The organism is Nonomuraea typhae (genome assembly GCF_009760925.1).
Lineage (GTDB): Bacteria > Actinomycetota > Actinomycetes > Streptosporangiales > Streptosporangiaceae > Nonomuraea > Nonomuraea typhae.
In genome coordinates this window covers 208,461-233,884 of record NZ_VRLV01000019.1, presented here as the reverse complement: position 1 = coordinate 233,884, position 25,424 = coordinate 208,461, and the positions used below count along the sequence as shown (strand labels likewise).

Annotated in this window: 23 protein-coding genes and 1 riboswitch; of the genes, 13 read left to right on the top strand and 10 right to left on the bottom strand. The window is 71.4% G+C overall.

Features of this window, described 5'->3' with window-relative positions; all coding sequences use genetic code 11:
• The first annotated feature begins 14 nt into the window (after window positions 1-14).
• Window positions 15-2,231, top strand: a complete 2,217-nt coding sequence (locus FVE25_RS47005) for a heavy metal translocating P-type ATPase (RefSeq protein WP_157254027.1) — start codon at window positions 15-17, stop codon at window positions 2,229-2,231.
• A 30-nt stretch (window positions 2,232-2,261) separates the two neighbouring features.
• On the opposite strand, the gene FVE25_RS47000 is transcribed toward FVE25_RS47005, so the two are convergent.
• Together FVE25_RS47000 and FVE25_RS46995 are read right to left on the bottom strand one after the other, a co-directional pair.
• Window positions 2,262-3,218 carry an alpha/beta fold hydrolase gene (locus FVE25_RS47000; RefSeq protein ID WP_157254026.1) on the bottom strand — a complete coding sequence of 319 codons (957 nt, stop codon included), beginning with the start codon at window positions 3,216-3,218 and terminating at the stop codon, window positions 2,262-2,264.
• A gap of 43 nt (window positions 3,219-3,261) precedes the next feature.
• Window positions 3,262-3,813 carry a helix-turn-helix domain-containing protein gene (locus tag FVE25_RS46995; RefSeq protein WP_157254025.1) on the bottom strand — a complete coding sequence of 184 codons (552 nt, stop codon included), beginning with the start codon at window positions 3,811-3,813 and terminating at the stop codon, window positions 3,262-3,264.
• 619 nt (window positions 3,814-4,432) lie between these two features.
• Between FVE25_RS46995 and FVE25_RS46990 the strand changes: the two genes are divergently transcribed.
• Window positions 4,433-4,633: a hypothetical protein gene (locus FVE25_RS46990; RefSeq protein WP_157254024.1), complete on the top strand. Its 201-nt coding sequence runs from the start codon at window positions 4,433-4,435 to the stop codon at window positions 4,631-4,633.
• 87 nt (window positions 4,634-4,720) lie between these two features.
• On the opposite strand, the gene FVE25_RS46985 is transcribed toward FVE25_RS46990, so the two are convergent.
• Window positions 4,721-5,377: a TetR/AcrR family transcriptional regulator C-terminal domain-containing protein gene (locus FVE25_RS46985; RefSeq protein WP_157254023.1), complete on the bottom strand. Its 657-nt coding sequence runs from the start codon at window positions 5,375-5,377 to the stop codon at window positions 4,721-4,723.
• 75 nt (window positions 5,378-5,452) lie between these two features.
• Between FVE25_RS46985 and FVE25_RS46980 the strand changes: the two genes are divergently transcribed.
• Entirely contained in the window at window positions 5,453-5,959 is a 507-nt protein-coding gene (locus tag FVE25_RS46980) for a hypothetical protein (protein WP_157254022.1), read from the top strand.
• On the opposite strand, the gene FVE25_RS46975 is transcribed toward FVE25_RS46980, so the two are convergent.
• Both FVE25_RS46975 and FVE25_RS46970 read right to left on the bottom strand, forming a co-directional pair.
• On the bottom strand, window positions 5,937-6,611 hold the full coding sequence (locus FVE25_RS46975) for a TenA family protein (protein ID WP_157254021.1): 675 nt from the start codon (window positions 6,609-6,611) through the stop codon (window positions 5,937-5,939). The two genes, FVE25_RS46980 and FVE25_RS46975, sit on opposite strands and share 23 nt — an antisense overlap.
• A riboswitch (TPP riboswitch) is annotated at window positions 6,599-6,696 on the bottom strand. (Overlaps the previous gene by 13 nt.)
• Window positions 6,662-7,840, bottom strand: a complete 1,179-nt coding sequence (locus tag FVE25_RS46970) for an MFS transporter (RefSeq protein WP_246268567.1) — start codon at window positions 7,838-7,840, stop codon at window positions 6,662-6,664. (Overlaps the previous riboswitch by 35 nt.)
• 90 nt (window positions 7,841-7,930) lie before the next feature.
• Here FVE25_RS46970 and FVE25_RS46965 point away from each other — a divergent pair, with 90 nt between their 5' ends.
• The 7 genes from FVE25_RS46965 (at window position 7,931) to FVE25_RS46935 (ending at window position 17,235) form a co-directional block, all read left to right on the top strand.
• On the top strand, window positions 7,931-8,434 hold the full coding sequence (locus FVE25_RS46965; RefSeq protein WP_157254020.1) for a MarR family winged helix-turn-helix transcriptional regulator: 504 nt from the start codon (window positions 7,931-7,933) through the stop codon (window positions 8,432-8,434).
• A 37-nt stretch (window positions 8,435-8,471) separates the two neighbouring features.
• Entirely contained in the window at window positions 8,472-10,349 is a 1,878-nt protein-coding gene (locus FVE25_RS46960; protein ID WP_157254019.1) for a S9 family peptidase, read from the top strand.
• 73 nt (window positions 10,350-10,422) lie between these two features.
• Window positions 10,423-10,914, top strand: a complete 492-nt coding sequence (locus FVE25_RS46955) for a hypothetical protein (protein ID WP_157254018.1) — start codon at window positions 10,423-10,425, stop codon at window positions 10,912-10,914.
• Window positions 10,914-12,278: a serine/threonine-protein kinase gene (locus FVE25_RS46950; protein ID WP_157254017.1), complete on the top strand. Its 1,365-nt coding sequence runs from the start codon at window positions 10,914-10,916 to the stop codon at window positions 12,276-12,278. Before FVE25_RS46955 ends, FVE25_RS46950 begins: the two co-directional genes overlap by 1 nt.
• On the top strand, window positions 12,275-13,510 hold the full coding sequence (locus tag FVE25_RS46945) for a VWA domain-containing protein (protein WP_157254016.1): 1,236 nt from the start codon (window positions 12,275-12,277) through the stop codon (window positions 13,508-13,510). Before FVE25_RS46950 ends, FVE25_RS46945 begins: the two co-directional genes overlap by 4 nt.
• A gap of 9 nt (window positions 13,511-13,519) precedes the next feature.
• Window positions 13,520-14,629 carry an ATP-binding protein gene (locus tag FVE25_RS46940; RefSeq protein WP_157254015.1) on the top strand — a complete coding sequence of 370 codons (1,110 nt, stop codon included), beginning with the start codon at window positions 13,520-13,522 and terminating at the stop codon, window positions 14,627-14,629.
• On the top strand, window positions 14,626-17,235 hold the full coding sequence (locus tag FVE25_RS46935; protein WP_157254014.1) for a DUF5682 family protein: 2,610 nt from the start codon (window positions 14,626-14,628) through the stop codon (window positions 17,233-17,235). Before FVE25_RS46940 ends, FVE25_RS46935 begins: the two co-directional genes overlap by 4 nt.
• Window positions 17,236-17,250: 15 nt before the next feature.
• Here the strand turns inward: FVE25_RS46935 and FVE25_RS46930 are convergent, their stop codons facing one another.
• From FVE25_RS46930 to FVE25_RS46915, 4 genes are all read right to left on the bottom strand, one after another.
• Window positions 17,251-18,177: a carbohydrate kinase family protein gene (locus FVE25_RS46930; protein WP_157254013.1), complete on the bottom strand. Its 927-nt coding sequence runs from the start codon at window positions 18,175-18,177 to the stop codon at window positions 17,251-17,253.
• 42 nt (window positions 18,178-18,219) lie between these two features.
• A complete protein-coding gene (locus tag FVE25_RS46925) occupies window positions 18,220-19,344 on the bottom strand; it encodes an FAD-dependent oxidoreductase (protein WP_157254012.1) in 1,125 nt (374 codons plus the stop codon).
• A gap of 45 nt (window positions 19,345-19,389) precedes the next feature.
• A complete protein-coding gene (locus FVE25_RS46920) occupies window positions 19,390-20,778 on the bottom strand; it encodes an MFS transporter (RefSeq protein ID WP_157254011.1) in 1,389 nt (462 codons plus the stop codon).
• 125 nt (window positions 20,779-20,903) lie between these two features.
• Entirely contained in the window at window positions 20,904-21,977 is a 1,074-nt protein-coding gene (locus FVE25_RS46915) for an FAD-dependent monooxygenase (protein WP_157254010.1), read from the bottom strand.
• Between the two features lie 60 nt (window positions 21,978-22,037).
• Between FVE25_RS46915 and FVE25_RS46910 the strand changes: the two genes are divergently transcribed.
• Window positions 22,038-22,724 carry a TetR/AcrR family transcriptional regulator gene (locus FVE25_RS46910; RefSeq protein ID WP_157254009.1) on the top strand — a complete coding sequence of 229 codons (687 nt, stop codon included), beginning with the start codon at window positions 22,038-22,040 and terminating at the stop codon, window positions 22,722-22,724.
• On the opposite strand, the gene FVE25_RS46905 is transcribed toward FVE25_RS46910, so the two are convergent.
• On the bottom strand, window positions 22,721-23,731 hold the full coding sequence (locus tag FVE25_RS46905) for an ROK family transcriptional regulator (protein ID WP_219825963.1): 1,011 nt from the start codon (window positions 23,729-23,731) through the stop codon (window positions 22,721-22,723). The two genes, FVE25_RS46910 and FVE25_RS46905, sit on opposite strands and share 4 nt — an antisense overlap.
• A 59-nt stretch (window positions 23,732-23,790) precedes the next feature.
• Here FVE25_RS46905 and FVE25_RS46900 point away from each other — a divergent pair, with 59 nt between their 5' ends.
• Together FVE25_RS46900 and FVE25_RS46895 are read left to right on the top strand one after the other, a co-directional pair.
• The gene (locus FVE25_RS46900) at window positions 23,791-24,972 is read left to right on the top strand and encodes an MFS transporter (protein ID WP_157254007.1); all 1,182 of its coding nucleotides are present in this window, start codon (window positions 23,791-23,793) and stop codon (window positions 24,970-24,972) included.
• A 41-nt stretch (window positions 24,973-25,013) separates the two neighbouring features.
• A complete protein-coding gene (locus tag FVE25_RS46895; protein ID WP_157254006.1) occupies window positions 25,014-25,424 on the top strand; it encodes a hypothetical protein in 411 nt (136 codons plus the stop codon).

The following is a 25,424-nucleotide window of genomic DNA, read 5'->3' as shown; positions in this document are numbered from 1 at the left end:
AGAAAGGAGAGGTGATGTCTTCCCTCACCGACGACAAGCCCCAGGGCGCCGTCGAACTCACGATCGGCGGCATGACCTGCGCGTCCTGCGCCAACCGCATCGAGCGCAAGCTGAACAAGATGGACGGCGTGACCGCCACGGTCAACTACGCGACGGAGAAGGCGAAGGTCACCTTTCCCGAGGGCCTGAACCCGCAGGAACTGATCGCCACGGTCGAATCGGCCGGATACACGGCCGCGCTGCCCCAGCCGGAGAAGACCGGCGAGAACAAGGAAGAAGAGGACGACGAGCTCAAGCCGCTGCGCAACCGGCTCGTCACCGCCCTCGTGCTGGCCGTCCCGGTGATCGCGATGGCGATGATCCCGGCGCTGCAGTTCACCTACTGGCAGTGGTTGTCGCTGACGCTGGCCGCCCCGGTCGTGGTGTACGCGGGCTGGCCGTTCCACAAGGCCGCCTGGGTGAACCTGCGCCACGGCGCCGCCACGATGGACACCCTGGTCTCCATCGGGACGATCGCCGCGTTCCTCTGGTCGATCTGGGCGCTGTTCTTCGGGACCGCGGGCGTGCCCGGGATGACGCACCCGTTCGAGTTCTCGATCGAGCGCACCGACGGCTCGATGAACATCTACCTCGAGGCCGCCGCCGGCGTCACCGCCTTCATCCTGGCCGGACGCTACTTCGAGTCGCGCTCCAAGCGCCGCGCCGGCGCCGCCCTGCGCGCGCTGCTGGAGCTCGGCGCCAAGGACGTCGAGCTGGCCGACGGCCGCCGCATCCCGACCGACCAGCTCAAGGTCGGCGACTCGTTCGTGGTACGGCCCGGCGAGAAGATCGCCACCGACGGCGTGATCGAGGAGGGCACCTCCGCGGTCGACGCCTCGATGCTGACCGGCGAGTCCGTTCCGGTCGAGGTACGGCCCGGCGACAGCGTCACCGGCGCCACGGTCAACGCCGGCGGCCGGCTGATCGTCCGGGCGACCCGGGTCGGCGCCGACACGCAGCTCGCCCAGATGGCCAAGCTGGTGGAGGAGGCGCAGACCGGCAAGGCCGCCGTGCAGCGCCTGGCCGACCGCATCTCGGGCGTCTTCGTCCCGATCGTGATCGCGCTGGCCGTGGGCACGCTCGGCTACTGGCTCGGCACCGGCAACGGCGCCGGTGCCGCCTTCACCGCCGCGGTCGCGGTCCTGATCATCGCCTGCCCGTGCGCGCTGGGCCTGGCCACGCCGACGGCCCTGCTGGTCGGCACCGGCCGCGGCGCCCAGATGGGCATCCTGATCAAGGGCCCGGAGGTGCTGGAGTCCACCCGGAAGATCGACACGATCGTCCTGGACAAGACCGGCACCGTGACCGAGGGCAAGATGACGCTGACCGAGGTCCACCTGGCCGAGGGCGAGAGCCGCGAGGAGGTCCTGCGGCTGGCCGGCGCGCTGGAGCATGCCTCCGAGCACCCGATCGCGCAGGCCGTCGCCAGGGCCGCCCAGTCCGACGCCACGGTCGAGGACTTCGCCAACGTCGAGGGCCTGGGCGTCCAGGGCATCGTCGACGGCCACGCCGTCCTGGTCGGTCGGCCGAGGCTGCTGGAGGAGTGGTCGCAGCACCTGCCGGCGAACCTGGCCGAGGCGCTGGAGGCCGAGCAGAACGCCGGCCGTACCGCCGTGGCCGTGGGCTGGGACGGCAAGGCCCGCGCGGTCCTCGTCGTGGCCGACGTCGTGAAGCCGACCAGCAAGGAGGCGATCGAGCAGCTGCGCGCGCTCGGTCTGACCCCGGTGCTGCTGACCGGCGACAACGAGGCCGTGGCCAGGACGGTCGCCGCCGAGGTGGGCATCGACGAGGTCATCGCCGAGGTGCTGCCCGCCGACAAGGTGGACGTGGTCAAGAGGCTGCAGCAGGAGGGCAAGGTCGTGGCGATGGTCGGCGACGGCGTCAACGACGCCGCGGCGCTGGCCCAGGCCGACCTCGGCCTGTCGATGGGCACCGGCACCGACGCCGCGATCGAGGCCAGCGACCTGACGCTGGTCCGCGGCGACCTGCGGGTGGCCGCCGACGCGATCCGCCTGTCCCGCAAGACGCTCAAGACCATCAAGGGCAACCTGTTCTGGGCGTTCGCCTACAACGTGGCCGCCCTGCCGCTGGCGGCGCTGGGCCTGCTGAACCCGATGATCGCCGGTGCCGCGATGGCGTTCTCCAGCGTCTTCGTGGTCTCGAACAGTCTGCGCCTGAAGGCGTTCAAGTAGGTACGGTGGATCCAGGCGCCGGCCCCGACCTCACAGGGGGCCGGCGCCTTTCACGTGGTCCAGGATCGCCCGGGCGACGACGTCCGGCCTGGACCGGTGCACGTAGTGCCCGGCGTTCTCCGCCACGACGTGCCTGCTGCTGGTGGACAGGCGGAGCAGGTCCCGCTGAAGCGGGTACCAGATCCGGTAGTGCCTGCTGAAGTCGGCCGCCTGGCGCGGCGTGGCGTTGTCCGGATTGCGCTCGCTGCAGGTCACCACGGTCAGCGGGATGTCCCCGAGCGTGGGCGCCCGCCGGCCCACCTCGAGCCCGATCCGCGCCCGCAGCGCGTTCTCCCACCACGACGTCGCCCGTGGCCGGCTGCCCAGCACCAGATGTCCCGGCCCGTCGGCCAGCCCCATCGCGATCGCCAGCCGCCACACCCCGTACGGCCTGGCCAGATCGGCGGCCGCCGCCTTGACCGTCTTCCAGTGATAATCCGGATACCTGCTGGCCTGATCGTGATGACTGGAATCCACCAGCACCACCCCCGCCACCTCCTCCGGGTGGGCCGCCGCGAACAGCCGCACGATGTACCCGCCCATCGAGTGCCCCACCAGGATGTACGGCGGGCCGTACCCGGCCATCGCGAGCACGGTGTGCAGGTCGGCCGCGGCGTCCAGCAACGCCAGGGGCCGCAGCCGCACCGGGTCGCTCCACCCGAGCCCCGCCCGGTCGAACACTACCGTCGCCGCTTCCCTGCCGACGGGCGGCAGCAGCGGCGCGTACTCGACCGAGGAGGTGCCCAGCGCGGGCACGATCACCACCGTGGGCGCCCCGGACCCCGCCTCCAGCAGGTGAATCCGGCGCCCACCGACGTCCACGAGGCGGCCGGGCGGCGGGTACCGGCGGCGGTCCTGGCGGGAGCTCCAGATCTGGTAACCGGCACTGGCCAGAGCGGCCAGGCCGAGAGCGGCAATCGATCTTTTCAGAAGGGCCACTCTCACCATCAAAGCAAGATGCGCGCACTTGTCCAGTTTCGGGATGAAAGCCTCAAAGGCCCCCTTCCCGTGTTGATTGGCGATATTGCGCCCATTCCACAATAACGCGCGTCACATGTGCGGAAAGTCGGCTTTCCAGAATGCTGCCGACCTCCTCACTGAACTGATCGCTGGACAGCGGCACGGCATCAGACATCAAAAGCTCGATTAACCGCTGGACGCGTTTACGCTCCTCATCGATGCGGCTGGCCCAATAGGAATTCATGAGCTCCGCCATCCGCTCGTCCAGGTCAGACTCGCGGATGATGCGTTCCGTGGGTGTCACGTGACCCGGCGGCTCCGGCACCCGGGAATCCTGGACCAGGTCCGCGGGCACATGGCCACTCAAAACGAGGAGAGATTCCAGCCGGACGCCGAAAAGGCTGCTTATCTTCAGCAAATGCGGGATGGTCGGGCGGGTTCCTTTCCGCCAGCGCAACACCGTGCTCGGGCTAGTTTGCAGCGCACGCGCCAAAGCGGCCTCCGTGCGGTAGCCCAAACCCTTCGCGGTCTTGGAGAACCAATCCCAGAACTCGTTGCCCGCCTCTGGCGGCGTCTCAGTCATGGGACATCACCACGACTCTCCGTTCCACGCTTTCCGCATCGTGGCGTCCTGCCACGCAGCGTCATACTACGCAGGGGGTCTTCACTCCTTACATCGGGGCGCGCATCTTACCGGTAACTCCGCATTGCGCCAACGCAACCCCTTGACCTGGGTGTCCAGCCTCCCACGATCCCCTTGACGAGACAGCCGCTACGCCGAGGAGGCAGCAAGCCCGGCAGGCCAGGAGATCGCGTGACTCGCCCAATGTTGCATGGATGCAATGTGGTTCATCACACGCATGCCGCGTTGCGCCTTTTGGCAGTGGCATGCCCTAGACTCAGCACCAGCCTCGGACACGTGCCTCTCGCTCGCGGAGTGAGGGGCGCGACTGCGTCCGGGGACACCAAGGGCCCGGCTGGAAGACACTCACCCCGCGAAGGTCGCGTCTTCCACATCCGGGCCCTGAATGATCGGTCCACACAACAGCCGTAGCCGGGCGGGACCAGCAGAAACGATACCCATGGAGCAGGAGGCTCAGCAGCCTCCTTCGGGTTACAGGTTCAATTCGATGTCGATGACACATCGGATGCGCTGATCTCCGTGTTACCGGCCGGTGCCCAACTGAAAGGAACCCGGATTGATGCGCCCCCCATCCGATGACGACTCGCTCCTGTCCGTGCGTAGCGCGGTCATCATCTTCAGCTCCCTGTTCGGCGCCGCGGCGGTCGGCGGGTTGACGTACCTGGCGACCTGGAGCGTTCCCTTCGCCGTATTGGCGGGACTCACGGCTCTCGCCGGAGCCATCTCCCGCCTCAGCAACTGGATCGGCCGGTCCCGCTGATCACCCGGTGGGGTCGTTCCCTGGGGATCGGCCCCACACCCTCATGCAGCGTGGCGAAGGAGCTGGAGTCCGGGCATCCGGCGGAGCCTAGGTGACCGGGTTCAGGCGAGACGAGAGGCCGTCGAGTACTGCCTCCACTCCGAAGTCGAAGGCGCTCGTCGTCGGCATGGCTCCCGGCTCGAGCCGGGCCCGCAGGCGCGGGAACCGGCTGGCGATTTCCACGAAGCCCGCCATCTCCTCCTCCAGCCGCTTCTCCCCGTCCTCGCCCGCCCGGCGGAGCCGGGCCCGTCTGGCCAGTTCGGCGGACTCCCCCTGCGCCGCCCCGATGACGAACATCAGCATGGTCGCCGAGGCCAGGTCCGCCTCGGGGCCGCGGAATCCGGCGCTCTCGTAGACGGCCAGGCAGTGCTCGTCGTAGCGGGCCTTGTTGGGCCCGTAGATGACGTGGGTGCTCATGGCGGGGATCAGCCAGAAGTGGCGCACGACCATCTGGTGCGCCTCGCGGGCCAGGCCGGCGGCGGCCCGGCGCCAGGGGACCGTCGTGAGGTCGGGCAGGCGGATCTCGCCGAAGACGTGGTCGGCGGCCAGCTCGACCAGGCGGTCCTTGCTCTTGACGTGGTAGTACATCGCGGTCGCGGCGGAGTCGAGCTGGGTTCCCAGGCGGCGCATGTTCAGCCCGCCCACGCCCTCGGCGTCCAGGACGTCGATGGCGGCCAGGATGATCTGTTCCTTCGTCAGCGGCATGATACCCAGGGTATTGCACTTTGTTCAAAGGATCTCTAGTGTTGCACTAAGTTCAAAAACTGAGGAGATCACACCATGAGCAGGCGCATCGCCGCTTTCCTTCAGCTACTGACCATCGTCCCGTTCGCGCTCGGGACCATCATCGTGATGTTCTTCGGGCAAGGCGCCCAGAAGGCCGCGGAGGCGGAGATGGTCCGCCAGGGGCACGCAGCCTCGACGCTGGCCGACAACGGGATCAGCTTCGCCGGCAGCGACGGCCTGGCGATCGTGATCATGATCGTGCTGGCGGCTCTCGCCGCCCTCAACCTCGCCGGCAAGCGGGCCGGGCGCGTGGGGTCCTGGATCCTCCACCCGATCCTGCTGGTCATGGGGGTGCTCATCATCCCCTCCCAGATCTTCACGGCCGCGTTCATCACGCTCCCCGGCGTGGACGCAAACGCCCTGGTCGAGGCCGCGAAGGCCGCCCTGCCCGGCTGGGCGACGGCGGCGAGCTGGGCCAAGCTCGTGCTGACCACCGCGGGCTCCGTCGCGGTGGTTGCGCTCCTGGCCACCCGCTCCGCTAGGGCAACCACTTCGCGGTAGGCCAGGTCTCCAGATGCCAGGCGCTGTCCCAGAACATCCACTCGTACTCGGTGGCCTTCACGAATGCCGCCCGCATCGCCTCCCGCGTCGGGGCGTCGGCCGCGGCGGCGAGCCGGTCGGTGATCACCCTGGCCCGGGTCACCGACTCGGCGAAGGCCGGGTCGGCGTAGGTGGCGATCCAGGCGCGGTAGGGATGGGTGTCGGAGCTGCGGCTCACCAGCGCGGTGCCGACGTCCTGGTAGACCCAGAAGCACGGCAGCACCGCCGCCGCCAGCACCGGATACGGCGCCGACAGGGCGGTGGCCTGCAGCCAGGAGGAGTAGGCCAGGGCGGTGGGCGAGGTCGCCACGCCGGTCAGGTCGGCGGCCGTGAGGCCGTACGCCTCGATGTACCCCTCGTGCAGCGTGCGTTCGGCGGCGATGGCGTCGTGGGCGCTCTGCGACCAGAAGGCCATCTCGTCCGGGTCGGCGGCCTTGATGGCGGCCGCGGCCAGGGCCTTGGCGAACGCCTCCAGGTAGCGCGCGTCCTGGACGATGTAGAAGGCGAAGCGCTCGCGGTCGAGCGTGCCGTCGCCCAGCGCGGCGTTGAACGGGTGCTCGTGGATGGCACGCACCAGGTCGGTCGTTTGGGCCCAGACGTCGTCGGTGAACACGACAGTCCCTTCGCTAGTCCGAACTAGATCAGGTTCGACGGGTATAGATCTCAGCCTCGAGAAGCAGGCACCCCGCGTCGCGCGCTCACAGTAGCAGCCGCCGCCGCGGTGAGAGCCATCAGGAGGGCCCCGATCCACAGGGCCCCGGTGACGGCCAGGTTGTCGGCGACGATCCCGCCGAAGGCGGCGCCGAACGCGATGGCCAGGTTGAAGACCGTGGTGTTCAGCGCGGTCGCGGCCTCGGCCGACTCCCCGGCGCCCTGCAGGATCCAGGTCTGGACGGCCACGGGGGCGCCGCCGTACGCCAGGCCCCAGATGATCAGCAGGATCGTGCCGGTCACCGGCGTGGTGCCGACCAGCGGGAACAGCACCATGATCGCGGCCAGGACCACGCTCAGGGTGATGACGCGGCGCTTGACGTTCCAGGAGGAGCCGACGAAGGTGCCGATGACGCCGGCGACGCCGAAGCCGAGCAGGATCGGGCCGATCAGGTCGGCGGGGACGCCGGAGACGTTCTGCAGGATCGGGCTGACGAAGGTGAAGGCCGCGTACTGGCCGCTGACCACGAGGAACGTGGAGATCACCGCGGCCCGCACGACCGGGTTGCGGAACTGGCGGGGCAGCTCGGCCAGGCGGACCGGGGCGCTGGCGGGGATGCGCGGCAGCAGCCAGGCCAGCGCGCCGACCACGAGCAGGGCCAGCACGCCGACGGCGGCGAAGGCGACCCGCCAGTCGCTGAGGTTGCCGATGAGCGTCCCGGCCGGGATGCCGAGCACGTTGGCGGCGGTGGCGCCGCCGAAGGCCAGCGAGGTGGCCCGCGCGACGTGCTGTGCGGGCACAAGGCGTACAGCGATGCCGGCCGCGAGGGCCCAGAACCCGCCGATCCCGATGCCCACGAGGAACCGGGAGGCCAGCATGATGGCGAAATTGGGGGCGACGACGGAGACCGCGTTGGCCACCACCATCAGGCTGAGCAGGCCGATCAACACCGTACGCCGGTCGAGCCGCCCGATCGCCACGGGCAGCAGCGGCGCGGTGGCGGAGGCCACCAGGCCGGGGACGGTCACCATGAGCCCGGCGGCGCCCTCGGAGATGTTCAGGGACCCGCCGATGGCGGTGAGCAGGCCCACGGGCAGCTGCTCCACGGTGACCATGGCGAACGTGCCCACGGCCACGGCGATCACGGCCAGCCATTCCTTCAGGGAAACCTCTTGCGCGACGATGGACACGCCGATCACCTCTCATTGATAATCTCAACGTTGAGATATCATCACCTTCGTTCGGTGAATGTCAAGTCTGTGAACGTTAAGAGGTTTTGCATGAGCGACGCCGTGGACATGCTGCTGGCCCAGTGGGCGAAGGAACGGCCCGACGTCGACGCCTCCCCGATGGGGATCGTCGGCCGGATCTCCCGGCTCCACCAGCTGCTCGGGACGGGCCTCAAGGAGTTCTTCAACGCGCACGGGCTGGAGCGGTTCGAGTTCGACGTGCTGGCCACGCTGCGCAGGTCCGGCCCGCCGTACGAGCTGAGCGCGGGGGCGCTGCTCAAGGCGGCCATGGTCACCTCGGGCGCGATCACCAACCGGATCGACCGGATGGAGGCCAAGGAGCTCGTCGAGCGCGTCAGGGACAGCGGAGACCGGCGCTCGGTGCGCATCCGGCTCACGCCTCAGGGGCTCGAGCTCGTCGACCGGCTCCTGGGGCCGCACGTGGCCAACGAGGACCGCATGCTGGCGGCGCTCGACGAGGAGCAGCGTGAGCAACTGGCCGGGCTCCTGCGCATCTTGCTGGAGTCGATGGGAGACACGACCTTGGTAGAATGACCTTCGCGAAGGCCGCGTGAGCGGCCATTCTGCGTTTATGACCTTTATGCGGCAGCTTGCGCGGACCAACCGCTTCACCCTTGGCAAGCCCTCCTCCTTCACCGTCTCGGCCGACGGCCGTACCGTGCTGTTCCTGCGCGACAGCAGCCTGTGGGCCTGGGAGGACAAGCAGGAACGCCTGGTGGCCGGGCCCGGCATCGGCGCCTACAGCGCCGACGACGCCTGCCGGGCGATCGTCTTCGAGCGTGACGGGCAGGTGCACGACGCCGGCGGCGCCCTGCCCGCCGCGGGACCGGCGCAGGCGCCCATGCTCGACCCGTCCGGGCGGCGGATCGCCTACGTCCGCGCGGGCGCGCTGCGGGTGCTCGACGACGACGGCGACCGCGTGCTGGCCGAGCCCGACGGGCCCGAGGTCACGTGGGGGCTGCCCGAGTACGTGGCCACGGCCTCGATCGACCGCTACGACGGCATGTGGTGGTCGCCCGACGGGCAGCGGCTGCTGGTGGCGCGGGTGGACACGGCGCCGGTGCAGCGCTGGCACGTCACCGACATCCTGGACCCCGCCCGGCCGTCGCGCTCCTTCCCGTATCCGGTGGTCGGCACGGCGAACGCCGATGTGACGTTGTGGATCATCAACCTCGATGGGACGAAATTCCGGGTTCAGGCGGGTGACGAGTACCTGACCGCCGCCGCCTGGGACGCCCACGGCCCCCTGGCCGCCTTCCAGAGCCGCGACCAGCGCCACGTCCACGTGCACGCCATCGACCCGGACACCGGCCGGACCACCCTCCTGGCCGAACAGCGTGACGACGCCTGGGTCACGCTGGTGCCCGGACTGCCCCGCCGTACCGCCAAAGGGGTGCTGCTCACCAGCGCCGACCGCGACGACACCCGCACGCTCCTGTACGGCGGGCGGCCCGTCACCCCGCCCGGCCTGCACCTGCTGACCGTCCAGGCGGTGGACGGCGAGACCGTGCTCTTCACCGCCACGGACGAACCCACCGAAACCCAGCTGTGGTCCTACGATCCCGCCCAGGGCCTGGAGAAACTCGGCCACGCGGGCACGGACGACACCCGGCGCGGCGGCACCACGGTCATCGCCGCCAGGATCCACGCCACCGGCGACGAGATCGCCTCCCACGCCGAGGAACCGATGCTGGACCTCAGGATGCGCCTGCTCAGGCTGGGCGAGCGGGAGCTGCGCGCCGCCCTGTTCCTGCCGTCGTGGCACCGCCCCGGGGACGGGGCGCTGCCGGTCCTCATGGACCCGTACGGCGGGCCGGCGATCCGCAAGGTGCTGGCCGAGCCGTTCTGGGCCGGCTACGTCTCGCAGTGGTTCGCCGAGCAGGGGTTCGCCGTCCTCGTCGTGGACGGTCGCGGCACCCCGGGACGCAGCCCGTCATGGGAGCGCGCGATCCATCTCGACGTGGCCCAGCCCGCGCTCGACGACCAGGTGAGCGGGCTGCACGCGGCGGCCGAGCTGGAGCCGGCGCTGGACCTGAGCCGGGTGGCGATCCGCGGCTGGTCCTACGGCGGCTTCCTGGCGCTGGTGGCGATTCTGCGCCGGCCGGACGTCTTCCACGCGGCGATCGCCGGGGCGCCCGTCACCGACCAGCGCATGTACGACACCCACTGGCGTGAACGCCACCTGGGCCACCCGGACGCGCACCCGGAGGCGTACGACCGCAGCTCGCCGATCCTGGAGGCGGCCGGCCTGTCCCGGCCGCTGATGCTGATCCACGGGCTGGCCGACGACAACGTGCTGCCCGCGCACACGCTGCGTTTCTCCACGGCGCTGCTGGAGGCCGGGCGTCCCCATGAGGTGCTGCCGCTGGCCCGCGAGGGGCACCGGCCCGGCGCCGAGCACCTGTTGGCCTGCCAACTCGATTTCCTGCGCCGCGCGATCCCACGATGATCGGAAATTTGTCAGATCAGTCAGGTAAGTTCCGGGTCACCGATCGACCGAAACCCATCATGGAGGTCGTCATTTGAACGCGGACCGACCCGCGTGGGAGCAGCTCAGCGCGGTCCGGGTGCTCTCCCCCGTCCAGCCGCGCAAGCTGGCGAAAGTCCCCTTCGTCGAGATGGCGGAGGGGCGGCTGCAGGGCGTGGTGTCCAGCGGTTCCGACATCGAGCGGGTGTACGTCTCCTCGATCACCGCCGGGACCCACACCTACAACTGCAGCACCAACAACAACCGCCCCTGCGGCGGGCTGCGCGGCGCCCCGTGCAAGCACCTGCAGTCGCTGGCCGACGAGGCCATCCTGCAGTACGGCCTGGACCACGTCACGCGCTACCTGCGCGTCGAAGGTGAGAGCTCCTGGGACCTCATGCGCAACCTGAGCGGCGGGCACGAGTCGCTGCCCGCCGCCGTGGTCTTCAGCCGCTTCCTGCGGCACCTGGCCTACCTCGAACTGCCCGGCACCGGCGAGCCGATCGCCGAGATGCACTGGTTCCCGTCGCTCGGGGCGGTGAGCTGATGTTCGAGACCCAGCTCGCGGCGCTGAACGAGGCGCCGCCGCCCGGCTTCGCCCAGGCTCTCGACCTGGTGACCGGCTTCGACGACGCGCTGGCCAACGGCTTCGCCCGGCTGGGCGAGGAGCGCGCGGAGACGCTGACCGACCTGGCCGCCGCCGTCGCCGCCACCCCGCTCGGTCCTCTGGCCGCCGAGGCGGCCGACAAGATCACCGCGGGCTCGATCGGCGAGGAGCACGTGACGGCACTGGCCGGGGCGCGCACCACGCTGCTCGGCGCGGTCCACGACGCCCTGCTCGCCCGGCTCGACACCGCCCTCGGGCGCACCCGCGCGCCCTGGACGGGCACGCAGCCCCGCCGGGCCGAACCCCTGGCCGCCGCCGCGCGCTCCTGGCTGGCCGAGCTGGCCATCACCGGCTGGCGCGGCGTCGACCACGAACTCGCCTCCTCGGCCGACCAGGCCATCCAGGGCATGCTGGCCGAGCCGCGCCTGCGCCGGCCCGCCGTCCTGCTCGACGGCCTGGCCGCCGAGCTGCGCGCCTCCTCCCCGGTCGGCGCCATGGAACACCTGCCCGCCCGCCGCTGGGCCGACATGTGGGCCCGCGCCCTCCTGCTCACCCAGACCGGCGCCCAGGCCGGCGGCGAGGAGGTCTCCGGCCGCCTGCTGCCGCTCGGGGTCGACATCCACGAGCACGGTACGGCGGTGCAGATCCAGCTGCACGCGATCCTGGAGCCGCAGGGCACGCTGGTGCGCACGAGCGTGACCGCGGCCAAGGTGGACACGATCGCCGGGCCGTTCGTCTGGCAGCTCTTCCAGGACCACCCGATCCTGGTCGGCGCGCTGGCCAAGCACCTCAGCCTGGAGATCTCCGGCATGACGCTGCTGCCCAGCGGCGACCTGCTGTGGAACGACGCCAAGGCGAACGCGGGCGAGTACGCCGACCCGTTCGCCGCCGCCCGGGTCCAGCTCGGCGGGGCGAGCGCGCCCGCGGTGCCGCCGCTGGAGCGCCACCCGGTGCGCATCGCCGAGCCGGTGCTGGTCGAGGGCTACACCACCGACGGCGCCGTCATGCGCTTCGGCGCGGCCGAGCTGCCCTTCGACCTCGACCGGCTGCCGCAGTCCGGGCCGCTGACGCCCCAGCTGCTCAAGACGTCGGCCGCCTGCATCGGGCTGCTGCGCTGGGACGGCGGGCGGTGGCGGCTGCAGCCGCTGGCCGTACAAGCGAAGGTGAAGAAGGAGCTGGTGGCCGCGCACAACGGCGACTGGGCCCAGGGGCCGACCGACCAGAAGGTGCTCAAGAGCGGCGCCAAGGCCGGTGACCCCGTCTCGGTGCTCAAGGAGCGGGCGGGACGGCTGCTGAGAAAATGAGCGAAACCCGACGTCAGATTCTCTATTGGCGCCTGCTCGGGCGCATCTTCGACTCCGAGGAGCAGCGTTCGCTGGAGACGGCGAGCGTGGCCATCGTCGAAGACCTCGGACTGCCGCCCGCGCTGCTCGACCCGGGCGTGTCCGTCGACAACCTCGTGCAGCGGCACCCGGAGCTGGCCGACAAGCTCCGCAACCTGGACGGCGACGAGGTCACCAACGCGGCCCTGGTGTCGAAGCTGCTGCTCAACGTCTTCGCCACGGGCAACGGCACCGTCACCGCCACGCAGCTCGCGAACTGGAAGCAGGACGCCGGCTGGCTGCAGCAGGGGCTCGGCGAGGGCGCCGCCGGCGACCTGGCCCAGCTCGAAGGCGATCTGGTCAAGCGGATGCACCTGCGCGAGGTGCTGGCCGACCCGAACCTCGCCAAGAAGCTCACGCCCAGCATGTCGCTGATCGAGCAGCTCCTGCGCGACAAGTCGAACCTGTCGGGGGTGGCGCTGGCCAACGCCAAGTCGCTCATCCGCCGCTACATCGACGAGGTCGCCCAGGTGCTGCGCACCCAGGTGGAGAAGAGCAGCGCCGGCACGATCGACCGGTCGGTGCCGCCCAAGCGGATCTACCGCAACCTCGACCTCGAGCGGACCATCTGGAAGAACCTCACCAACTGGAGCCCCGAGGACGAGCGGCTCTACGTGGACAAGCTCTTCTACAAGCAGACCGCCAAGCGCACCACCCCGGCCAGGATGATCGTCGTCGTCGACCAGTCGGGCTCGATGGTGGACTCCATGGTCAACTGCACGATCCTGGCCTCGATCTTCGCCGGGCTGCCCCGGGTGGACGTGCACCTGATCGCCTACGACACCCGGGCCATCGACCTCACGCCGTGGATCAGCGACCCGTTCGAGGTGCTGCTGCGCACCAAGCTCGGCGGGGGCAACGACGGCCCCGTGGCGATGGCCATGGCCCGGCCGAAGATCACCGATCCGCGCAACACCGTGATGGTGTGGATCTCGGACTTCTACGAGTTCGACCGCTCCCAGCCGCTGTACGACGGCATCGAGTCCGTCTACCGCTCGGGCGTGAAGTTCATCCCGGTCGGCTCGGTCAACAGCTCCGGCCAGCAGAGCGTCGACCCCTGGTTCCGCCAGAAGTTCAAGGCGCTCGGCACCCCCGTCATCTCCGGACACATCAACAAGCTCGTCAACGAGCTCAAGACTTTCCTGAACACCTAGGAGCCCCCGTTGCTGCGTGCACCCGCAGAGATCAAGTACGCCGACGAGCTCGACTACCTCGAGTCGGTCGACAAAGCGCCCAAGCCGTTCTCCTGGCGGCTCAGCCCGCGCATGGTCCGCATCTTCGTCCTCGGCTCCGAGCCCGCCGACGGCCTCGACCGCGAGATCCCGCAGAAGTGGTTCGGCGACCGCAGCTTCGTCGAGCGCAGCATCGTCACGCTGGCCTCCGACCGCGGCCTGCTGCTGATCGGCGACCCCGGCACGGGCAAGAGCTGGCTGGCCGAGCTGCTGGCCGCGGCGATCTCGCGCAACTCCACGCTGGTCGTCCAAGGTACGGCCGGCACCACAGAAGACCACATCAAGTACTCCTGGAACGTCTCCATGGTCATCGCCAAGGGGCAGTCCAAGGAGTCGATGATCCCCTCGCCCATCATGACCGCGATGGAACAGGGCGTGATCGGCCGCTTCGAGGAGCTGACCCGCTCGACCAGCGACGTCCAGGACGCGCTGATCTCGATCCTGTCGGAGAAGTACGTCTCGATCCCGGAGCTGGCCGACGACGACAACATCGTCTTCGCCCAGCCCGGCTTCTCCATCATCGCCACCGCCAACAGCCGTGACCGGGGCGTCAACGACCTGTCCTCGGCGCTGAAGCGGCGCTTCAACTTCGTGCGCATCCCGGTGGTGACCAACAAGAAGAGCGAGGCGGAGATCGTCCGCTTCCGCACCGCCGAGCTGCTGCGCCGCCACCAGATCGAGCTGGAGCTGCCGCCGACGCTGCTGGACATCCTGCTGCAGAGCTTCGCCGACCTGCGCGCCGCGGCCTCCTCGGCGACCAGCGACGACGAGAAGCTGGAGTCGGCCCTGTCGACCGCCGAGCAGATCGGCGTGCTGGAGGACGCGATCCTGCACAGCCAGTTCTTCGGCGACAGCACGCTGCGGGCGGCCACGCTGGCCTCCTCCCTGGTCGGCTCGCTGGCCCGGCGCAGCCCGGAGGACCTGGCGATCCTCAACAAGTACCTGCACGGCGTCGTCGAGCCGCGCAGCAAGAAGGACGAGGACGGGCCGTGGAAGGAATTCCTCGACGGCGGCCGCGAGGCGATCTCCACCCTGTCATGAACCCCTTCGACCCCCTGCGCGAACAGCTCGCGAGCGCCGCGGCGGCGTTCGGCGCCGGCCTGATCGACGACGTCGAGATGGCCATGAAGACCGACGTGGAGATCTTCCCGGTCTGCCACCACTCGCCCGCCTCCGGGCTGGCGATGGTCAGGCGGCTGCGGGAGAAGCAGCCCAAGGTCATCTACCTGGAGCTCTGCGAGGATCTGCGGCCCGTCCTGGACGAGCTGCGCAACTGCAAGCTGCCCGTCTCGCTGCAGGCTTTCGCCACCGAGCTCGACGGCTTCCCGCGCGAGTGGGCGCCGCTGAGCGTGATCGCGCCGATCACCGAGTCGTCGGCGGAGTACCAGGCCATCGCCTACGCCCTGGACACCCCGGGCGTGGAGATCGTCCTGGTGGACCGGTCGGTGGACCACGTCTTCCAGTGGGAGCCGCGCACCGAGGCGGCCGACGTCGGCATCGAGATCGGCGACCTGCGGCCGAGCTTCGCCGCCCTGGAGGAGCACCTGCTCCACCACGGCAAGGTGCGGCACTGGTCGGAGTGGTGGGACCAGTACGTCGAGCAGCCGCTGTCCGGCGCGGACTACGAGACCTACCGGCAGGTCATGGTGCTCATCGGCAGCCTCTTCCGCCGCCTCAAGCCGACCGGCAACGAGGTGGACGAGGACCGCGAGCGCTACATGTGGACCAGGATGCGCGAGCACCTGGCCGCGACCGGCGCCGACCCGGCCGACTGCCTGTACGTGTGCGGCGCCTTCCACGCGGCCAGCCCGGTCATGGACGAGCACCTCGACATCAGCCCGCGGACCGCGACCACCTGGCTGTACGGGCTCATCCCCGCCAGCCACTCGGCGATCGAGCAGCAGTTCGGCCTCGCGCCGGGATCGGTGTCGATCGCCGCGGCCACCTGGGACAAGGCGCTCAAGCGCCACGGGCTGACCTCCTTCCAGCTCGGCGGCAAGCGCAAGGGCAAGGCCCCCGCCCCGGCCGCGACCCAGGGGCTGCACGCCTTCCTCACCCAGCCGCCCCAGCTCGACGGCTTCGACGAGGCCGAGCTGCTCGGCTGGTGCGTGGACATCGTCCGGCTGGCCCGGCGCAACGGCTACCTGTCCAGCACCGCCGACGCGATCGCGATCTACGAGACGTCGATCCTGCTGGCGGGCATGCGGAACAGGAAGCGGCCGACGCCGTACGACTTCCAGGACGCGGCGATCACCTGCATCGAGAAGGACGTCGTGCCGGGGCGGCGGGACGTGAAGCGGCTCGTGGAGATCCTGCTCGGCGGCGACAAGGTAGGCCAGGTCGGCTACGACTCGCTGCCGCCGCTGGCCCGCGACGTGCTGGACCGGCTCCAGCCACTCGGCCTGGACCTGGAGAAGCGGACGATCCAGCGGGCGCTGATCGACCTGGACGCCAACCCGGAACTCGAGCCCTGCTCCCACCTGCTGTGGATCCTGCGCCGGTTGCTGCCCGACGACGCCGTGCGGCCCATCATGGGCTCGCGGCGGCTGGGCGAGCGCAGCCACCAGGAGAGCTGGGACCTGGCGATCGGGCGCAACCAGCGCTCGATCATCGAGCTGGGCTACGAGGGCGTCACCATCGAGCAGGTCCTGGAGCAGCGGCTACGGCGGGCGGTCTGGGACGCCAAGGCCACCGCCTCGGTCGCGCTGGACGCGGTGGAGGACTCCATCCTCTACCTCGGCAGCCGGCGGCTCACCGACGAGCTCGGGGCCAGGGCCGTCGAGCTGCTGGCCGGCGAGCGGACCGTGGACGACGCGCCCGAGGTGCTGCGGCGGATCCGGCGGCTGCTGGCCCACTACCGGGCCACGGAGCCGGAGCTGCCGGAGTGGGCCAAGTCGTTCGTGACCACCGGCTACGCCCACTACTGCACCCTGCTGCCGACCGCCTTCGTCGAGGAGGAGACCGGGGTGCGCCAGGTCGGCGCGATGCTCGGGTTCCTGTTCACGATGGAGGGCCTGGCGTTGTCGCTGGGCTGCGACCGGGCCCAGCTGGAGCTGGCCGTGCAGCAGTCGCATCCGGAGGCGCCGGCCAAGGTGGCGCTGCTGTGGACGGCTCGCTACCAGCTCGGGCTGCTGACCATGGCCGGGCTGCGCGAGCTGGTCGGCGATCTCCTGGACAACCCGCTGGTGGTGCCGGCGGTGCCGCAGTACGTCAGCGGGTTCGTGCAGGCGCTGGACTCGGCGGCCGGGCTGACGCCGTTCGTGGTCGAGGTGCTCTCGAGGGCGTTCGGGCAGCTGCCGGACGAGATCCTGCTGCCGTGGCTGCCCAGGCTCATCTCCACCCTGCGCGCGCAGGCGCCGGAACTCGTGCCGATGCTGGTGAGGGAGGCCGAGCGCACCTTCCCCGCGCGGCTGCCGGAGGTGGACTCCTTCACGCCGCCCTGGCTGGCCAAGCCCGGGCGGAGGAAGCGGGCCGCCGCGTCGTCCGCCGGGCCGGTCGGGGAGCTGCTGGCCGTCCATCCGTCGACGGGCGCCGCGGTCGGGGAGTTGCTGGGGTGCGCGCCGGTGACCGGAGGTTCCGAGGTGGGCGCGCTGCTGGCGGCGCACCCGGAGACAGCGGCGGCGCTGGCCGAGGTGCTGGCGGGCTGATCGCGTCGGAGGCGGTCAGCGGCTGACCGCCTCCAACGCGGGCGGGTCGGCGCCCGGGACCGTGCACGTGAGCGCCGCCACGCGGTTGGCGAACACGGCGGCGGCCCGGGCCGTCTCCATGTCCAGGCGGTCGAGGCGGCCGCCGAGGTGGCCCGCGGCATCCAGGTGGTGCAGGAGCCCGGCGGTGAAGGCGTCGCCGGCGCCGACCGTGTCCGCCACCTCGACGCGCAGCCCGGGCACCTCGCTCCGCTCGCCGGCGAGCGAGACCAGGGCGCCTGCCGCGCCGCGGGTCACCACCACCAGCCGGACCCCTTGCCCGTGCCAGTGGTCGCAGGCGGCCTCCGGCGGGGTGCCGGGCAGCAGGAAGTCCAGGTCGTCGTCGCTGAGCTTGAGGATGTCGGCGGATGCGGGCAGCCGGTCGAGGTACGCCTGCCGGGTGGCCAGGCCGGGCCGTACGTTGGGGTCGATCGAGATCGTCGCCCGGGGTGCGCAGGCGGCGGCGAAGCGGGCCACCTCGGCCGCGCCCGGCTCTCTGACCAGCGCCATCGACCCCGTGTGCAGGCAGGCCGCGTTGCCGAGCCGGTCGGGGGTGAGCTCGGCGCCGGTCCACTGCCAGTCGGCGGCCCCTTCGTCGTGGAAGGAGAAGGTGGCCCGGCCGTCCTCGTCGAGCGCGAGGACGCCCAGCGTGCTCCGCTGCGGCGCCGCCACCACGGCCGCCAGGTCCACCCCTGCCGCCTCGAGCCGCCGGCGGAACAGCCGCCCGAACACGTCGTCGGAGACGCGGCCGAGGAAACGGGCGCGGGTCCCGAGCCTGGCCAGCGCGACGGCCGTGTTGGCCGGGCCGCCGCCGGGCAGGACGCGCAGCGTGAGCCCCTCGCGGGGCTCCCCGGCCTCATCCGCGACGAAGGCGTCCGCGACGCATTCCCCGAGCACCGCGATCATCGGGCCTCCTTCAGCTTCGCTGTGTGGAGAGCCCATCATCGCTCAACCCGGGATGTATGCCTTGGCCTGTTCCATGGCCTCCGCCGAAGCACGCACCATCGCGAACCCGCGCTGCCGCATGTCGTCCTCGTACTCCGCGAGGGGCGTGCCGTCGGCGACGGCTGCGGCGAGGGCCGCGGCGTCGGCCAGCGCGGTGTTCGCGCCGGAGCCGCGGGCCGGAGGCATGGCGTGGATGGCGTCGCCCAGCAGGGTGACCCGGGTGGTCTCCCAGGCTTCGACGGGTACCGCGGTGCCCATGGTCAGGTGGAAGCACTGCTCGGGCCAGGCCCGCTCGATGGCGGCGCGCAGGTCGGGATGGACGGTCCGCGCCAGGTCGAGGGCGATGGCGTGCAACCGGTGGCCGGGCAGGAAGTGGGCGGCGTCGTCCACCCGCTCCTTCGAGGTGAGGATGGCCCACAGCAGGTAGTCGCCGGGCTCCTTGAGTCCGAGGCTGACCGGCTGCCGGTCGAAGAGCATGTAGCCGATGATCATCGCGGGGTCCATGCCGGTCACCCCGGCGATGCCCGACACCAGGCTCGGGGGCAGCGTGGCCTTGAGCTCCGGGGTGACGGGCGTCTTCCCGGCGATCCAGCGCACCCCGGTGTCGATCACCTGCGCGTGCGGGAGCTTCTGCTTGCGTACGGCGGAGCCGATCCCGTCGGCCCCGACCAGGAGGTCGCCGGTGGCGGTGGTCCCGTCGGCGAAGTGGGCGACGACCTGGCCGCCCTCCTCGGCGTAGTGCGTGAACCGGCGCCCGAACCGGATGTCGCCGCCCCGCAGCATGATCTCGCGGAGCGTGAAGCGGCTGACGCTCCAGCCGTCGCGGATCATCGTGCCGCCGTCGGGCGTCGTGGGCGGGGGCAGCTCGGTGAGGTGCTCACCCGCGGCGGAGAAGAGCTTCATGGTCTCCGGCTGGCCGCGGGTCGCCCGGTACAGGTTGAACAGCTCGTCGGGCAGGCAGGAGCGCAGGGCGCGCTCGCCGCGGTCGTCGATGTGGACCCGGTGGCCCTGGCCGCGGTGCTGGGGAGTGGGGTCGCGTTCGAAGACCGTGGCCTTGATCCCGGCCTTGCGCAGCCCCTGGGCCAGGCAGAGTCCGCCGAGCCCTGCTCCGATGATCAGAACGTGCATGGTCGACACCTTTCTTCATCGCTGTTGAAGAAAGTACACCGGCCGTCACTTAACTTCAACGGCAGTTGAAGAAACGGCTTTCAGGCGGACCACGACGACGCTGACGACGACGGCGAAGACGACGAGCACGAGCAGCGCCGTCCGGGCGCCGGACGTCCAGTCGGGGGTCCCGTGGCCGGCTGCGGCCAGGAAGACCGTGCCGGTGAGGGTCCCGCCGAGGACACCGCCGGTCTCCTGGACGGTGCCCAGGACCCCGGCCGCCGCCCCCGAGCGCTCGCGCGGCACCCCGGCCAGGACCGTGGAGATCAGCGGCGCCATCAGCATCCCCATTCCGGCCCCGGCCAGGCCGAGCGCCCCCGCCACCAGGTACGGCGAGCCGGTCGGCAGCACCTGGTGCAGCGCGGCCAGCCCGGCCACGACGGCCAGCGCCCCGGCCACCGGCCGTCCCCTGCGCAGGGAGGCCACGAAGAACCCGGCGTTGAGCGCGGTGAACACCATCCCGGCGGCCAGCGGCCCGAGCCCCAGCCCGTCCTGGAGGTGGATCGCGAGCACGAACGACAACCCGGCCGACCCGCCGAACAGCAGCGCCACCGCCACCAGCCCCAGCGCGAACCCCGGCTCCCCGAACACCCGCAGATCCAGCAACGGCTGCGCCAGCGCGCGCTGCCTGGCCACGAACGCGGCCAGCAGCGGCACGGCCAGCCCGAGCAGCAGCCAGGTCCACGCCGGCCAGCCCAGCTCGGGTCCCTGCACCAGCGGCAGCACGATCGCCACCAGCCCGGCCGCCACCAGCACCGCCCCGGGCAGATCGAGTGTGCGCCCGTGGCGGTCGCGCGGGATCTCCGGCAGGACCGACCGGGCCATCACCAGGGCGACGGCGCCGATGGGCAGGTTGATGAGGAACACCGCCCGCCAGCCGAGCCCGCCGAGGTCGGCGGCCATCAGCAGCCCGCCCACCACCTGCCCGCTGACCCCGGCCAGCCCGGTGGCGGTGCCGTACCAGCCGAAAGCCCGCGCCCGGTGGGCGCCCGGGTAGAGCGCGCCGATCAGCGTGAGGACCTGCGGCGCCAGGAGCGCGGCGGCGCTGCCCTGCACGACCCTGGCCACGATGAGCGCGAGGATGCCCGGCGCGGTCCCCGCGGCCAGCGAGGCCAGCGTGAACAGGGCGAGCCCGATCAGGAAGACCCGGCGCGGCCCGTAGAGGTCGCCGAGCCGGCCCGAGACGATCAGCCCGGCGGCGTAGGCCAGGCCGTACCCGCCGAACACGAGCTGGGTGGCGGCCGGGCCCGCGGCCAGGTCGGCGCGGATGGCCGGAATGGCCACGTTGGCGATGAAGAAGTCGAGCGTGGTCACGAAAACCGCGACCAGCACGACGGGCAGGGGCAGCCAGCGCACGGGGCTGGTACCACGCACGGCGGGACTGGCGATGACCACGGCGTCTCCTGGGGCAAGGGGCGGAAGCGGTGGTTGAACACCACCCCGGTCGAACCGGTTTCACCTTGCTCCAGGCGGGTTCGGATCCCCTGCTGATCCGCTATGGGTCAGGCCGTAATCCCCTGCTAGGGCGCCCAGCGCAGGACCGGGTCCATCTGGCGGGCGACGGTGAAGGTGGGCAGCAGGCGCAGGCCCAGGTTGCGGGCGGCGGTCAGCGGCGCGGAGGACATGTGGGCCAGGTCGCCGATCTGGCGGGAGCGGCGCACGACGTCCTGGGTCCGGGGGCGGCGGAGGCGGTCGTAGGCCGCGAGGTCCGCGCTACCGGCCAGGACGACGGCGTCCTCCAGGGCCTGGCAGGCGCCCTGGCCCAGGTTGGGCGTCATGGCATGGGCCGCGTCGCCCAGCAGCGCCACCTTGCCCGCGACGTAGGACGGCAGGTCGGGCAGTTCGTAGGTGTCGTGGTAGAGCACGCCAGCAGGGTCTACCGAGGCCAGCAGCGACGGGATCGGCTCGTGCCAGGAGGCGTAGATCCGCCGCAGGTAGCCGAGGTCGCCGCCGGAACCCTCGGCGGCTTTGATCATGGCGTAGCAGTACACGCGGCCGTCGGGCAGCGGCGCGTAGCCGAACCGGGCGCCGCCGCCCCAGGTCTCGACGCTGCCGTCCACCGGCTGCGGCGGTGCGATCATGCGCCAGGTGGCGTATCCGGCGTAGCGGGGCGGGGCGGCCTCCGGGAAGATCGATGCCCTGGTCACGCTGCGGACCCCGTCGGCTCCCACGACCAGGTCGGCCGTGAGGACGCCGCCGTCGTGCTCGACGCGGCCGTCCGGGTGCACCGCCCGCACGGCGACGCCCGGCCGCAGCGACGACGACGGCAGTTCCGCGCGGAGCAGGTCGATCATGGTAGCGCGGTGCACCATGGCCCAGCGGCCGTAACGCCTGCTCAGCAGGGCGCCGTCGTTGCGGATCAGCCAGTTGCCGCCTGATGTGCGGATGCCCTGCGGCGGGTCGGTGAGCCCCTCAGTGAGGCGGATGCCGAGCGCCGTCAGCGCGTGCACGGCGTTGGGTTGCAGGGACAGCCCCGCGCCCACCTCGGTGAACGCCGCGGCCCGCTCCAGAACCGCGACCTGCCAGCCCTTCCGGTGCAGACCTGCGGCGGCGGCCAGCCCGCCGATGCCGCCGCCCACGATGATCGCTTTCATTTAATGCTCCTAAGTCAGCTTAGAGCTATTAAGCAAACATAGATGCTCTAGGATGTCAACGTGGCAAGCACAAGGCGCGACAGACTCCGGCAGAGCACGCTGAACGAGATCCACGCGGCGGCCCGCCGGCTGCTGGTGGAGAAGGGAACGAGCGCGGTCACGATCAACGCCGTGGCCCGCGAGGTGGGCATGAGCGGCCCCGCGCTGTACCACTACTACGCCGGCCACGAGGAGCTGGTCGGCGCGGTGACCGCGGGCTTCTTCCGCGAGCTGGCCGAGGCCATGGAGAGCGCCCGCGACCGGCGGCCGGAGGCGTCACTGGAGGTCAGGCTCCTGGAGACGTGCCGGGCCATGCGCGCGTGGTGCGTGGCGCATCCGGCCGAGTTCGGCTGGATCTTCGCCAGCACGCCCGACCCGCGCCCCGGCTCGCCCCGCCACGAGGCCGGACGCGCCTTCGAGCAGGTCTTCACCGACCTGGTGGTGGCGTTGTGGCAGGCCAAGCCGTTCCCCGTGCCCGACCTGGACACGCTGGACCCCTCCCTGCAGGAGCAGCTGGAGACCTATTCCGCGGCCATCGGCGGCGTGCTGCCGCCCGCGGCGGTGCACGTCTTCCTGTCCTGCTGGATCCGCCTGTACGGCCTGCTGTGCATGGAGGTGCTGCACCAGCTCGACTTCGCCTACACCGACATGGCGCCGGTCTTCGAGGAGTGCCTGTCCGAGCTGGGGGAGAAACTGGGCTTCGGCTAGCCGAAGACCGCGTCGCGGGCCAGGTCGAGCGCGGTGAGCACGGCGCCCTGAAGGACCGCGTTGCCCTCGACCGTGCTGGCCCGCACCCGGGTGGGCGCCGGCGAGCGCCGGGCGACCTCCTCCTCGACCAGGGCCGCCAGCGCGTCGCCGCCCTCCCTGCCGGTGCGCCCGCCGAGCACCACCAGGCCGGGATCGAGCACCGCCACGATCGTGAAGACGCCCTTGGCGATGCGCGCGGCCAGCTCCGCCGGGGTGAGCTTCGCCTCCAGCGCCGCGCAGAACGTCGCCTCCTTGAGCCCGAGGTCGAGCGTGCCGACCTCGCCCGCGCCCCCGGAGGCCCCCCGCCGCAGCCTCCCGCCGAGCACCACCGCACCGCCGACCCCGTCGTCCAGCCAGAGCAGCACGAAGTCCGCGCTGCCCGCCGCCGCCCCTGCCCGGTGCTCGGCGATGGCGGCCAGGTTGACCTCGTTCTCCAGGACGACCTGAACGCCGAGAGTGCGCCGCAGCTCGGCCGGCAGGCCGGGCCGCCATCCGCGTACGCGGCTGTCGCTGGTCAGCGCGCCGGTCTCCGGATGCACCAGGCCGGGCGAGCCGAGCACCACCGCCTGAAGCGGCCGCCCGCCCGCCGCCCGCGCCACCGTCTCGGCGATGGCCGTGTGCAGGTCGTCGGAGGGCTCGTGTACGGCGGAGCCGACCTCCCGCCCGGTCAGGTCGGCCACGGTCACGCTCAGCCCCGACCAGCGGATGTCCACCCCGGCCACGTGGGCACGGCCGGCCACCAGGCCGTAGAGGCGGGCGTTCGGCCCGCGCCGGTCCTCGCCCGACTCCCCGGTGACCTCGATCAGCCCGGCCGAGCGCAGCCGTTCGATCAGGTCGGAGACCGTGGGCCGGGACAGCCCGGTGAGCTCGCGCAGTTGCGGCGCGGTCAGCGGGCCGCGGGCCAGCAGCAGGTCGAGGGCGAGCCGATCGTTGATGGCACGTGCCATGGCCGGGGTCGCGGTCTTCACGGCACCCATAGTAGTCAGGAAGGCTTTTCATCAGGAAGCCTTACTGTTAATTTCTGGCTGTGACCAACCACCGCGCCATCGCGCTCGTCTTCGCCATCCACGGAGCCGTCGCGGGCAGCCTGAGCACCCGGATCCCCTGGCTCCAGGACCACTTCGCGCTCAGCCCCGGCACCCTCGGGCTCGTGCTGCTGTGCCAGCCCATCGGCGCCTTCATCGGCATGCCGATGGCCGGCAGGCTCGCCTACCGCGTCGGCGGGCGACGCGCCACCCGCGTGCTCATCGCCCTGTGGTGCCTGCTCGTGTGCGTGCCCGTCCTGATGCCCGGACCCGGCTGGCTGTTCCCGGCGTTCCTGCTGCTCGGCGCGGCCGCCGGCACCAGCGACGTGGTCATGAACGCGCACGCCGTGGTGCTCGAACGCAAACTCGGCCGCTCCATCATCGCCGGGCTGCACGGCCTGTGGAGCGTCGGCAGCCTCGCCGCCGGCGGCATCGGCATCCTGGCCGCCCACTTCGGCGTCGACGCCCGCCTGCACCTCGGCCTCATCGCCCTGCTCCTGCTCGGGCTCAGCCTCGTCGCCGGGCGCGGGCTGCTGGCCGACGAGCCCGTCACCGGCCAGCCCGCGCCCCGCCGGTTCGCACTGCCCACGCGGGCCATCGCCGCCGTCGGCCTGGTCGGCTTCTGCGGCACCTTCGCCGAAGGCGCCTCCGCCAACTGGGCCGCCGTGTACGTCACCCAGGTCGCCGCCGCCGGTCCGGCCGCCGCCGCGGCCACCTACACGGTCTTCATGCTGTTCATGGCCGGGACCCGGCTGCTCGGCGACCGGATCGTGGGCCGGCTCGGCGCCGTCGCGACCGTCCGGGCCGGTGGCGTGGTCGCGGCCGTGGGCGGGGTCCTGGTGGTCGCCGGGCGGACGACCTGGGTGTGCGCCGCCGGGTTCGCGCTGATCGGGATCGGGATCGCGGTCAGCGCGCCGCTGGCCTACGCGGCGGCCGGCCGTACCGGGAGCTCGCCCGGGGAGGGCGTCGCGGGGGTCACCACGATCACGTACCTGTCCAGCCTGATCGCCCCCGCCATCATCGGCGGCGCGGCCGGCGCGCTGTCGTACCCGGCGGCGTTCGTGCTGATTACGCTGATCGTGATCCTCATGGGCGTGCTGGCCGGAGCCCTGCGTCCACGGCCTACCGTCCCTACCGTCCCTACCGTCACGATGACAGATTCGGCGCTTCGGCCGGGTCCGTAACTTCTTCACCAGAAGGAAGAACGACCCAGAAGGAGCTCGAGATGGTCACCGCCACCGCCACCGCCACCGCCACCCGCGCCGACGCCAAGCTGCTGCGCTTCGCGCTGCGCCTCGACGGGGCCGCCACCGCCGCCAACGGCCTGCTCTACCTGGGCGCCGCCGCCGTCTTCGGCGGGATGTTCGGCCTGCCGGCCGCGCTGCTCTACCCCGTCGGCGCCTTCCTGGCCGCCTTCGGCGCCGCCCTGCTGGCCCTGGCCGCCCGGCCGGTGATCAGCAAGGCCGCCACCGGCGTCTTCATGGCGGTCAACGTCCTGTGGGTGATCGCCAGCGTCGAGGCCGTCATCGCCGGCTGGTTCCCGCTGAGCGCCCTCGGCGACGGCCTGGTCCTCGCCCAGGCCGCCGCCGTGGCCGGATTCACCGCGCTGCAGTACGCCGGCCTGCGCAAGGCATGA

What these genes read in the sequence shown, in the direction of transcription:
- FVE25_RS47005 (WP_157254027.1), top strand. Translation starts at nt 15, where the DNA reads ATGTCTTCCCTCACCGACGACAAGCCCCAGGGCGCCGTCGAACTCACG.
- FVE25_RS47000 (WP_157254026.1), bottom strand. Translation starts at nt 3,218, where the DNA reads ATGGTGAGAGTGGCCCTTCTGAAAAGATCGATTGCCGCTCTCGGCCTG.
- FVE25_RS46995 (WP_157254025.1), bottom strand. Translation starts at nt 3,813, where the DNA reads ATGACTGAGACGCCGCCAGAGGCGGGCAACGAGTTCTGGGATTGGTTC.
- FVE25_RS46990 (WP_157254024.1), top strand. Translation starts at nt 4,433, where the DNA reads ATGCGCCCCCCATCCGATGACGACTCGCTCCTGTCCGTGCGTAGCGCG.
- FVE25_RS46985 (WP_157254023.1), bottom strand. Translation starts at nt 5,377, where the DNA reads ATGCCGCTGACGAAGGAACAGATCATCCTGGCCGCCATCGACGTCCTG.
- FVE25_RS46980 (WP_157254022.1), top strand. Translation starts at nt 5,453, where the DNA reads ATGAGCAGGCGCATCGCCGCTTTCCTTCAGCTACTGACCATCGTCCCG.
- FVE25_RS46965 (WP_157254020.1), top strand. Translation starts at nt 7,931, where the DNA reads ATGAGCGACGCCGTGGACATGCTGCTGGCCCAGTGGGCGAAGGAACGG.
- FVE25_RS46960 (WP_157254019.1), top strand. Translation starts at nt 8,472, where the DNA reads ATGACCTTTATGCGGCAGCTTGCGCGGACCAACCGCTTCACCCTTGGC.
- FVE25_RS46950 (WP_157254017.1), top strand. Translation starts at nt 10,914, where the DNA reads ATGTTCGAGACCCAGCTCGCGGCGCTGAACGAGGCGCCGCCGCCCGGC.
- FVE25_RS46945 (WP_157254016.1), top strand. Translation starts at nt 12,275, where the DNA reads ATGAGCGAAACCCGACGTCAGATTCTCTATTGGCGCCTGCTCGGGCGC.
- FVE25_RS46935 (WP_157254014.1), top strand. Translation starts at nt 14,626, where the DNA reads ATGAACCCCTTCGACCCCCTGCGCGAACAGCTCGCGAGCGCCGCGGCG.
- FVE25_RS46930 (WP_157254013.1), bottom strand. Translation starts at nt 18,177, where the DNA reads ATGATCGCGGTGCTCGGGGAATGCGTCGCGGACGCCTTCGTCGCGGAT.
- FVE25_RS46925 (WP_157254012.1), bottom strand. Translation starts at nt 19,344, where the DNA reads ATGCACGTTCTGATCATCGGAGCAGGGCTCGGCGGACTCTGCCTGGCC.
- FVE25_RS46915 (WP_157254010.1), bottom strand. Translation starts at nt 21,977, where the DNA reads ATGAAAGCGATCATCGTGGGCGGCGGCATCGGCGGGCTGGCCGCCGCC.
- FVE25_RS46895 (WP_157254006.1), top strand. Translation starts at nt 25,014, where the DNA reads ATGGTCACCGCCACCGCCACCGCCACCGCCACCCGCGCCGACGCCAAG.